This is a genomic window from Microcoleus sp. T3_A4 (genome assembly GCF_036700465.1).
Lineage (GTDB): Bacteria > Cyanobacteriota > Cyanobacteriia > Cyanobacteriales > Microcoleaceae > Microcoleus.
Genome location: NZ_JAUBOY010000061.1, coordinates 25,301 through 35,733, shown reverse-complemented (window position 1 = coordinate 35,733; position 10,433 = coordinate 25,301). Strand labels below are relative to the sequence as shown.

Genomic DNA, 10,433 nt, shown 5'->3' with positions numbered 1-10,433 from the left:
TTCGGCTCCGAGTTAACAATTTTTCTTAATTTTACATCATCTTGCATTTGTCTCACATTTATTTGAAATTACTATAACTTGCAACTTGCAGAAGACGAGCAATTTTTCCCGGAGTGGATTGACGATTTACCAGAAATTACTGATGAAGAAAAGCGATATCTAGACAAAGTAAAGGCTGGCTATACTAACAGTGCCGAGTACCCCATGATAGAAGATACCGTAAAAATGGTGGTACTGGCTCCCTTGCTATTTTTAGCAGGTTTCTTCTTGACTCCCTTTCACATAGAGTCAGAAAAATCGGTGGAACTGGTTACAGTGGATGAAGATATACTTGTCAGAGGAAGCATTGATATTCTGCTTTTAATGGAATCTTTTTGGGTTGTGGCAATCGAAGCCAAGCGAGCTCAATACTCCCTTGAGACAGGACTTCCGCAGCTACTGTTGTATATGCTGAGTAACCCCAATCCAGACAGACCAACTTTTGGGCTTCTGACAAATGGCAGCAACTTCAGATTCCTTAAATTGATTAAACAAGACACTCCGCAGTACGCTTTATCTTATGAGTTCGTAATCGATCGCGCCCAAGACTTTTACGAGGTATTCCGCATTTTTAAACGAATCGCTGCTGTAGTTACCAACTATAACTAATGACTGAAATTTCTGTTTCCTTACCGTCTGAATGCGCCCTCCGCCCAGCCTCAGCTCAAGACATCAAATCAATTAGAATGTTAGTGTGGAGCGCCAAACTCGATCCAACTCAGTTACGCTGGGAGCAATTCTGGGTGATAGAATGCGAGGGAAAATTGGCAGCTTGCGGGCAGTTGCGGAACTTTGCGGGCGCGCAAGAATTGGGCAGTTTGGTGGTGGCGAAAGATTGGCGCGATCGAGGTTTGGGAAGCTACCTCACAAAATATTTAATTCAACAAGCTACAGAACCGCTATATTTAGAATGTTTGGGAAAGCGACTTGCATCATTTTATACTCGCTTTGGCTTCGGAGAAGTTTCCGTACAAGAATTGCCGGAGTCGCTTAAATTCAAGTTCGGTTTGTCTCAATTAGCTAAAACTTTATTCAGAATTCCTGTAACAATTATGCAGTATCAAGCAGGTTCTCTATAATTATGACTTTTATGAATTTAAGATTCTGAATTTATGAATGGATTTTAACTTTGACCTGTTCAATAATTAGATAACAATGTGCGATCGACCTGCATCGATCAAACACTCCTACCGCCTCCTGATATCTGCGTCAATCTCGATCGCCTATTGTCTATGCCTAAATAGGTAGGTACAAATCAACATCGCATGGGCAGGGTGGGTGAGTTGCCAAGTTTACTTGCTGATATCACCGATCCGCTTACGGGCCCCTAATGGCGCACAGGGTGTCAGAAACCAGGTTTTTAGCCGTTTGGTGCGTAAGTCACCGACTAGATATATATGGATATTCCGGATTGGGCGATCGAGACTGCGTAAGTTCATAATTCACCGTTCGCGGTAGTCCAGTTGGCTAAATTGGCACACCCAGCAGCCTGATAGCTAGGCAAAAACCGTTGCAAAACCGTTGTTTGCAGGTTGGAAAGTGTCCTGTGCCAGTACCAGACTCGGAAAGTGGACTGGCGATCGCACCAAAGACATTCGACTCCTGGCAAATTAGTAAATGTAAAGCAAGGGAGTCACAACCCAATCAAAACATAAAACCCAAAAATAAAACATTTTCACAGCAGCAGTAATGCGGAATCAGACAATCTCTAATGTAGCTAACCACATCTACCCTTAAGGTAAATCCCCCCAACTACTCAACCATTAAATCCTTAATTCAATACCTCGGAATTACTGAATTTTGACTCCCCGCAACCGCTTCTGAAATCCCCTCAACATTTCAAAAATTCTTGGCCTTTTATCCTGATAAAACCACGGAAGGCAAGAACAATGAAATATCAAGGCAATCAATCTTAACAGAGGAAATGCAGCCTCTCAAATAGCATAAACAGACAATTACACATCCATATATTTTAACACCACAGGAGTAAATATCATGTTCAACGTAGTAAAAGCTTTCGGCTCGATTTTCTCTACCCAAGGATACAGCGCCGCTAACAATATGCTCATCAAAAATTACGTCAACACCAATTTTAACTATTTCAACGAAGAAGCAGTCGTCGATGAATCGATTTACCCGAATCAAACAGGTCGCGTCCGCTTTCAAGGTAGCTGGTGGCCCGCACGGTGCGATCGCCAAATCACCCTAACACCGGGAGACACCGTTTATGTCATCGGCGTTGACAACATCACTCTGTTAGTTTCCCTCGCTCCCGCAGACTAAATCAGAGCATGAACAACCTGGTCATACATCTCAACCAGGAAATGCTACTTTTCAAAGAGCATAAATAGGCGAGTAAACTTCAATATATTTTAATACAAAAGGAGTCAGGAAAATGTTCAACGTAATAAAAGCTTTCGGTTCAATTTTTTCTACTCACACCTACAGCACAGAAAAGAATATGTTAATGGATAACTACATCAACACCAATTTTAACTATTTCAACGAAGAAGCTGTCGTGGATGAATCGATTTACCCGAATCAAACAGGTCGCGTCCGCTTCCAAGGTAGCTGGTGGCCCGCACGGTGCGATCACCAAATCACCCTCACACCGGGAGACACGGTTTATGTCATCGGCGTTGACAACATCACTCTGTTAGTTTCCCTCGCTCCGGCAGACTAAATCAGAACTCGATCCAAACTGCCTAACTTTTCACACCCATATCTGATTTCGGCAGGGTTTATGCAAATAAACCCTGCCTTTTATATGCTTAAATAAGTTGAGACACATACTAGCCATATTTAAACCAGTGAACTTTCAATCAGTTATTGCCACCTTAAACAAATTCTGGAGCGATCGAGGATGCCTGATCGCCCAATCCTACGACACAGAAAAAGGTGCAGGAACCATGAATCCCCACACCTTTCTCAGAGCAATCGGCCCCGAACCTTGGTCAGTCGCCTACATCGAACCCTGTCGCCGCCCCACCGACGGACGCTACGGCGAAAATCCCAACCGCTTCCAACATTACTATCAATATCAAGTTTTAATTAAACCCTCTCCTCCCAACATCCAAGACATCTATTTAGACTCCCTCAGAGCATTAGGAATTTGCCCAGAAGACCACGACATTCGCTTCGTAGAAGATAACTGGGAATCGCCCACCCTCGGAGCTTGGGGCGTGGGCTGGGAAGTCTGGCTCGATGGTATGGAAATCACCCAATTTACCTACTTTCAACAGTGCGGTAGCATTGACTGTCGCCCCGTCTCCATTGAAATTACCTACGGACTAGAACGCCTCGCAATGTATCTCCAAGAAGTCGATGCCATGACGAAAATTCAGTGGAAAGATGGCATAACTTATGGCGACGTTCACCTGCAAGGAGAAATAGAACAGTGTACTTATAACTTTGAAGCTTCCAATCCCGAATTGCTGTTTACTCTATTTGGATTGTACGAGCAAGAAGCAGAACAATTGACAAAAAAAGGATTGGTTTTGCCTAGTCTTGATTATGTGTTAAAATGTTCTCACACTTTCAATTTACTCGATGCTAGAGGCGTGATTTCGGTAACGGAAAGAACTCGGTATATCACCAAAATTCGCAACTTGGCGCGGCGAGTTGCTCAGCTTTATTTGGAACAGCGCGAAAAGCTTGGTTTTCCTTTAGAAAAATCTGTAAAAGTTTGAGTTTTAGTTGGTGGGGCGGGCATCTTGCCTGCCTCAACAACGGGCAAGATGCCCGTTCCACGAAGGTCATATTTTTAATTAATTAAATGCCTAATTATTCGGAAAATAATACAGAAACAAATCCTCAACTGCGAATTGAGGGTGTAAGCTTGAAAACACCGATCGCCTCAAGCTACTTATTGGAAAATATCTCGTTTCAGGTACAGAAGGGATCTTGCGTGGCAATTGTTGGCCCTTCAGGTGCGGGGAAAACAACGCTGTTGCGGTTGCTAAATCGCCTCAGCAGTCCCACCAGCGGCTCGATTTATCTGGAAAATACAGAATATCGCCACATACCTGCGATCGAACTTCGCAAACAAATCACCCTCATCCTGCAAGAATCCAAGCTTTTGGGAATGTCGGTGCGAGAAGCATTGGCTTATCCTTTGAAGCTGCGGGGCGTGACTGCATCAAACATTGCTGAGAGAATTAGCGGGGCGATCGAACAACTGCACATACCTCAAGAATGGCTCAATCGCAGCGAATTCCAGCTTTCCACAGGCCAAAAACAGCTCGTGGCGATCGCCCGCGGCATCATCCTGCAACCAAAAATCTTGCTTTTAGACGAGCCAACATCCGCCCTAGACGCCGGAAAAGCCGCCCACCTTTTGCAAGTATTGACACAGCTAACAAACGGCCAAACCACAATTGTAATGGTAAACCATCAATTAGAATTAGCCGAGCAATTTAGCACGCGAATTCTGCATTTACAGCGCGGAAAGCTGATCGAAGACTCGCCCTCTCATCAAATAAATTGGGTGCAACTGCGGCAAAATTTAATCCAAGCAGAAGCAGAAGCCCAACAAGAATGGTAAACAAGCTCAAAAACACTTTCTGCGAGGGGTTGCGTAATTAATTTGGATGTTTTAACCGCAGAGGGCGCAGAGGGCGCAGAGAAAGAGAAGATAAGAGGGAAAGAGAGAAGTTTACAAGTTGTTGAGGATTGCTAGAGAGAGAGACAGTCAGATATTAGCTTTGGGAATGTTGTTTAATGTTGGCATTTGTGATTTTACACTAAATCCCTAGTGCGAAATTAAACCCATTTTTTGATAAAGTGGTCGGACTAAGTTTTTTAAAGCTGGCAACTGTTTGGTAAAAATTATCGAGCCTAAAACACAAATTATACCTCCAATGATGACTGTGTTGGGAGCGCCGATATAATTGGCCAATCCGCCGGCAACTAAATTCCCAAACGGTGTCACTCCAAAAAATGCCATCGTGTATATGCTCATCACTCTTCCGCGTTTGTCGTCTTCCACAATTGTTTGCAAAAATGTGTTTCCTCCTGCAAATTGCAAAATGAAACCAAACCCCACGAACAACATCATGATTAATGACAGCCACAAGACGTGGGACAAACCAAAACCTATCAGTCCGAATCCCATAATTGCCGGTGAAATCGCAATCCATTTGCCGAGGCCAACTACACTTTTGCGCGAAATCAAATAAATCGCCCCCCCAAAGGCTCCGACTCCTGAAGATGCCATCAAAAAGCCGAGGGTTTGGGCGTCGCCTTGCAGAATTTTGGTGGCAAAAATAGGGACTAAAACTGTGTGGGACATTCCGGCAAAACTGACTAATGCTAATAGCAGTAAAATTGCTCGAATCGGGGGAAACCCGAAGGCATAAACGAATCCTTCTTTTAATCTTTGTAAGGGTTTGGTATTAGTGGCGGCAATTTTTCGGGCTTTGATCTGCATCGCTAATAAGCCTGCAATTACAGCGATGTAGCTGAGTCCGTCAATGAGAAAGCAATAACTTGCCCCGACTGTAGCTATCAGCAAACCTGCAATTGCTGGGCCGATTAATCTGGCGCCGTTGAACATGGAAGCGTTGAGGGCGATCGCATTTGCTAAATCTTCTTTCTTTTCTACAAGTTCCGGCACAAAAGCTTGCCGTGCCGGCGCGTCAAAGGCGTTAATTGCACCTTGGAAGAAACTCAGTACCACGATCTGCCAAATGTTAACGACTCCTGTTAGGGCTAAAAATGCTAGCGCTAAGGATTGAACCATTGCTAATATTTGAGTGGCAATTAGGACTCGGTGGCGGTTCCAGCGATCGATTAAAACTCCTGCAAAAGGCAGTAAAATTAATGTGGGTATTTGACTTGTAAATCCCACCACACCGAGCATCCAAGGTGAATCGCTCAAATTGTAGACAAGCCAAATAGTAGCGACTTGCGTCATCCAATTCCCAATTAGGGAGATGCCTTGTCCTGCAAAAAACAGGCGATAATTTCTCGATCGCAGCGCTGGAGGAATTGGTATTGTTTTGATTTTTGCTAGTAGATTCATGCTGCAAGTACGGCTAGAGCAAGCCTATTTGATTTGTAAACATTTTTTAGGGGTAGCACCCCTGGATCTACCCCTAATTAGCGAAGGGCAACCATCGGGGGAGTGCCCCTAGACTCATTATTACGAATCATTGAGAATTGCGATATGAGCCGAAGGTTCTATTTTACAACTCCCGAAAACCAGGATTTAAGTATTGTTAAATTTTTGCCCGTAGCAAAACGATCGCCACATTTAAATTTTTCTGTCGCGATCGCTTGACTAACGAGAAATTCCTTCCCCGAACTCTTCCCTCAATTAATGCTCAACAGCCAAGTGCCGAGGTAACGCAGCAAGGGTACGTCACCGGGGGTGCGGATGCGGACGTTGAAATGGTACATTCCGCCGGGAGATGGGTTTCTGACGTTGGAGAGTACAACCTCAACATTGTTGCCTGCAGGAATTGGTTCTTTGGGATAAATTTCTATGAATCGATTTTCTTTGTCCCAGATTACTTCTTGCAATTCTATTGTTTTGTCTTTGACGCGCACTTTAATGTCTTTTTGGTCAAATTCGCCTTTGTAGTAGTCTGGATAGGATATGTTCAGTTGGGCGATCGCCAAAGTTACTTTTTTGGAAGGAATTCGCAGCCGATATCTATCGCCACTCATCCCCGGTGTACCGTAATCCAAGCGATAGCTTAATTGGTTGGCACGATCGGGGCCGCCGAAAATCGTGAATCCTGGCATGGACTGGGCTAAACTGATGGCGGGTAATCCAGCCACCAAGCAACCTGTAACCGCTAGTGCTGAAAATAATCGTCGCATAACAACTCCTCTAATTAAACTCTTGGTGAACCTTAAATATTGCTCGCCCGAAATTTGCGATCGTGCCTACAATATATCGAATGTCTCAGCAATTTGATGAGGGCGATCGCCGGCTGAGGTCACTTTTTTTTGCGTAATTTTTGCGTAATACTGATAACAGACATTCAAACTACAGAAGTAGGCGACATAAAATTATATCATAATCGGTGGCAAACTTAACCATTTAGCGAATTTGAATGTATAAGATAAGTTAAAGATACGGGTCGAATTTGAGCGATCGGCTTTAGTATCAACGAGAGAAGTTTAGGGCAACGGCTGCTTCAATGTAAAGCAAGGCATCGGGCGATTAAAAATCGCACTTCAAGAAACCTGCGGAGGCAGGTTTTGTCTGTGTAGGCGCGGTTTCAACCGTCCTAGGAAGGCTTAAATAAGGAGAGTTCATGAAATTAGCGATCGCAAAAGAAATAGCAGCAGGCGAACGCCGGGTGGCATTAGTCCCCGACGCTGTAGCCCGATTAGTCAAACAGGGCGTAGAAGTTTGGGTTGAGGCCGGTGCCGGCGCACAATCCTTTTTCTCGGATCTTGCTTACGAAGAAGCGGGAGCTCAGGTTGTCGCCGATACCGCTAGGCTGTGGGGCGAAGCCGATGTCGTCGTGAAAATCGGGGCCTTGCAAGAATCAGAAGTTCATCAACTCCGGGAAGGAGGCGTTTTCATCGGATTTTTGAATCCTCTGGGAGATCCAGCTTTAGTGCAGCGTTTAGCCGATCGCCAAGTAACGGCATTCAGCATGGAAATGATCCCGCGCACCAGCCGGGCTCAAAGCATGGATGCGCTGTCGTCTCAGGGTAACGTCGCCGGTTACAAAGCGGTACTGATCGCAGCGGCAGCTTTGCCAAAGTATTTTCCGATGCTGACAACGGCGGCGGGTACAATTCGCCCCGCGAAAGTATTGGTAATGGGTGTGGGCGTTGCTGGCTTGCAGGCGATCGCCACGGCACGTCGTTTGGGTGCGGTAGTCGAAGCTTTCGACATCCGCCCGGAAACAAAAGAACAAGTACAAAGTTTGGGCGCTAAATTCCTTGATGTCGAACTCAAGGAAGAAACCGTCGCCGCCGGAGGCTATGCAAAAGAACTATCAGAAGCAGCCAAAGAATACACCCGCCAAGTGCTCACCCAACACGTCAGCGCTTCCGATGCAGTTATTACAACCGCTCAAGTTCCCGGCAGAAAAGCACCTATTTTAGTTACTAGAGAAATGGTTTCTCAAATGAAGCCCGGATCGGTAATTGTTGACCTCGCGGGCGAACAAGGCGGCAATTGCGAATGCACGGAAGCGGGGAAAGATGTTGAATGGAACGGCGTTAATGTCATCGGCCCGATTAATGTGCCGTCGTCTATGCCTGTCCACGCTAGCGAAACTTACTCGAAGAATATCTCCTCTTTACTTCAGTTGATGGTGAAAGATAAGGAACTGAATTTGAATTTTGAAGACGATATCATTGCTGGTTCCTGTGTGGCTCGCGATGGCGAAATTAGTAACCAGCGGGTGCGGGATGCTTTGGCCGCTCAGGCTTCAGCAGTCAGTTAGATTCTGTCGTTATGAGGCAAAGTCCGGCAAGGGTTGAAACCCCTGCCTCAAAGCTAAAGTCCTCTTAAGAGGACTGAAGAACTGGTTAAATATCTCCAAAAAAGGCTTTTTTGAACAGGCTTTCCGGCCTGTTCCACAAGAATTATTGGAGAGGTCTATTAGTCCTCTTAAGAGGACTTTGGCTTTGAGCCAGGGAATGAATTCCCTGGCGGATTCAACCGGGAACGAGTTATTTCCAATTACCAATTACCAATTGTCATGGCAGAAGGATTGATTGCAGGTTTAGTGGTGTTTACTCTGGCGTCTTTTGTGGGATTTGAAGTAATTAATAAAGTCCCGCCGACGCTACATACACCTTTGATGTCGGGTTCCAATGCGATTTCGGGAATTGCGGTTTTAGGTGCAATTCTGATTTCTGGTCAAGGTAATGTAACTGTTACTTCGATTTTGGGGACGATCGCGATCGCCCTGGCCACAATTAACGTTGTCGGCGGTTTCTTAGTAACCGATCGAATGCTGCAAATGTTCAAGAAAAAAGAGGTTAAAGCGTGAGCGATTTTCTGCCCAGTGGCATTCAACTAGGTTATTTAGTTGCCGCATCTTTGTTTATTATCGGTTTGAAACAGTTGGGTTCCCCTGCAACTGCCCGTCAAGGGAATGTGTTAGCTGCGATCGGGATGTTAATTGCGATCGTCGGTACGTTGCTGGAAAAGCAAGTAGTCAGCTACGAATTGATTGCTGTCGGAATTATCATCGGTTCCATTTTGGGAACAATTATGGCAAAAACCGTCGCGATGACGGATATGCCGCAGATGGTGGGTTTGCTTAACGGTTTCGGGGGCGCGGCTTCTGCACTCGTTGCTGTGGGTGAATTCTGGCGCTATCTCAGCATCCCGGAATCGCCGGCGCCTGATGCGACAATCACGATCCTTTTGGGTGTGTTGATTGGCGGAATTACTTTCACTGGTAGCCTTGTGGCGTTTGCGAAACTGCAAGAATTGCTGCCGGGTGCGCCTATGACGTTTCCGCTGCAACAGCCGTTTAATGCCATGCTGGCGATCGCACTTTTAGCCGGCAGCGGTTATATGCTGTTTAACCCAGAAAATGTGCCGGTATTCCTGGCTTTGGTGGCGATTTCCAATATTTTGGGCATCATGTTTGTGCTCCCGATTGGTGGTGGCGATATGCCGGTGGTGGTGTCGCTGCTTAACTCGTATTCGGGGATTGCGGCGAGTGTGGCTGGGTTCATTTTGATGAACAATATGCTGATTATCGCTGGTGCATTGGTGGGCGCGTCGGGGATTATTTTGACGCAAATCATGTGCAAGGCGATGAATCGATCCTTGGGTAGTGTGCTGTTTAGCGCGTTTGGTAGCGGTGGCGGTAGTGCTGCGGCTGCTGCTGGGGCTGCTGGTGCTACTGACAAAACTGTTCGCAGCATCAATCTCGAAGAAAGTGCGATGATGTTGGGTTATGCGCGATCGGTTGTAATTATTCCCGGTTACGGAATGGCTGTAGCGCAAGCACAGCACGCGGTGCGCGAGTTAGCCGACGGTTTGGAAAAAATGGGCGTTGACGTGAAATACGCGATTCACCCGGTGGCTGGGCGGATGCCTGGGCACATGAATGTGCTGTTGGCGGAAGCAAACGTGCCTTATCCGCAGTTATACGATATGGACGATATCAATCCGCAGTTTGAAGAAACGGATGTGGCGTTGGTGATTGGTGCGAATGATGTGGTGAATCCGGCGGCGCGTCACGATACGGCGAGCCCGATTTACGGGATGCCGATTTTGGAGGTTGATAAGGCTAAGCATACGATCGTAATCAAGCGCGGGATGAGTGCTGGTTTTTCCGGTGTAGATAATGAGTTGTTCTACAAGGATAAGACGATGATGTTGTTTGGTAGTGCTAAGGATGTGGTTGCGAAGTTGGTTTCTGAGGTGAAGCAGTTGTAGGATTTTGCAACCGCTGATGAAG

The 10,433-nt window shown here is 45.9% G+C and carries 11 protein-coding genes; 9 read left to right on the top strand and 2 right to left on the bottom strand.

Translation table 11 applies throughout. The features are described 5' to 3' along the window. The first annotated feature begins 78 nt into the window (after positions 1–78). The 6 genes from QUA07_RS26100 to QUA07_RS26075 all read left to right on the top strand — a co-directional run bounded on the left by QUA07_RS26100 (position 79) and on the right by QUA07_RS26075 (position 4,582). Positions 79–648 carry a type I restriction endonuclease gene (locus QUA07_RS26100; RefSeq protein WP_333331077.1) on the top strand — a complete coding sequence of 190 codons (570 nt, stop codon included), beginning with the start codon at positions 79–81 and terminating at the stop codon, positions 646–648. Next, a complete protein-coding gene (locus QUA07_RS26095; RefSeq protein WP_333331074.1) occupies positions 648–1,118 on the top strand; it encodes a GNAT family N-acetyltransferase in 471 nt (156 codons plus the stop codon). The genes QUA07_RS26100 and QUA07_RS26095 overlap by 1 nt, the downstream gene beginning before the upstream one ends. 916 nt (positions 1,119–2,034) lie before the next feature. Further along, entirely contained in the window at positions 2,035–2,322 is a 288-nt protein-coding gene (locus QUA07_RS26090; RefSeq protein WP_333238460.1) for an NfeD family protein, read from the top strand. A 112-nt stretch (positions 2,323–2,434) separates the two neighbouring features. After that, on the top strand, positions 2,435–2,722 hold the full coding sequence (locus QUA07_RS26085) for an NfeD family protein (RefSeq protein WP_333331070.1): 288 nt from the start codon (positions 2,435–2,437) through the stop codon (positions 2,720–2,722). Between the two features lie 127 nt (positions 2,723–2,849). Next, positions 2,850–3,728, top strand: coding sequence for a glycine--tRNA ligase subunit alpha (glyQ, locus tag QUA07_RS26080; protein ID WP_333226794.1), 879 nt, complete (start codon positions 2,850–2,852; stop codon positions 3,726–3,728). Between the two features lie 86 nt (positions 3,729–3,814). After that, the gene (locus QUA07_RS26075) at positions 3,815–4,582 is read left to right on the top strand and encodes an ATP-binding cassette domain-containing protein (RefSeq protein WP_333331067.1); all 768 of its coding nucleotides are present in this window, start codon (positions 3,815–3,817) and stop codon (positions 4,580–4,582) included. A gap of 207 nt (positions 4,583–4,789) precedes the next feature. Here QUA07_RS26075 and QUA07_RS26070 read toward each other — a convergent pair whose 3' ends face one another. Then, positions 4,790–6,061 (bottom strand): MFS transporter, encoded by a 1,272-nt coding sequence (locus QUA07_RS26070; protein WP_333331064.1) that lies wholly within the window; start codon positions 6,059–6,061, stop codon positions 4,790–4,792. 290 nt (positions 6,062–6,351) lie between these two features. Further along, the gene (locus QUA07_RS26065) at positions 6,352–6,864 is read right to left on the bottom strand and encodes a DUF2808 domain-containing protein (protein WP_333331062.1); all 513 of its coding nucleotides are present in this window, start codon (positions 6,862–6,864) and stop codon (positions 6,352–6,354) included. A 440-nt stretch (positions 6,865–7,304) separates the two neighbouring features. Here QUA07_RS26065 and QUA07_RS26060 point away from each other — a divergent pair, with 440 nt between their 5' ends. The 3 genes from QUA07_RS26060 to QUA07_RS26050 all read left to right on the top strand — a co-directional run bounded on the left by QUA07_RS26060 (position 7,305) and on the right by QUA07_RS26050 (position 10,411). Next, positions 7,305–8,453, top strand: a complete 1,149-nt coding sequence (locus QUA07_RS26060; RefSeq protein WP_333331059.1) for a Re/Si-specific NAD(P)(+) transhydrogenase subunit alpha — start codon at positions 7,305–7,307, stop codon at positions 8,451–8,453. 258 nt (positions 8,454–8,711) lie between these two features. Next, entirely contained in the window at positions 8,712–9,005 is a 294-nt protein-coding gene (locus QUA07_RS26055; protein WP_006633295.1) for an NAD(P) transhydrogenase subunit alpha, read from the top strand. Next, positions 9,002–10,411: an NAD(P)(+) transhydrogenase (Re/Si-specific) subunit beta gene (locus QUA07_RS26050; protein WP_333331056.1), complete on the top strand. Its 1,410-nt coding sequence runs from the start codon at positions 9,002–9,004 to the stop codon at positions 10,409–10,411. Before QUA07_RS26055 ends, QUA07_RS26050 begins: the two co-directional genes overlap by 4 nt. The last annotated feature ends 22 nt before the right edge of the window (positions 10,412–10,433 follow it).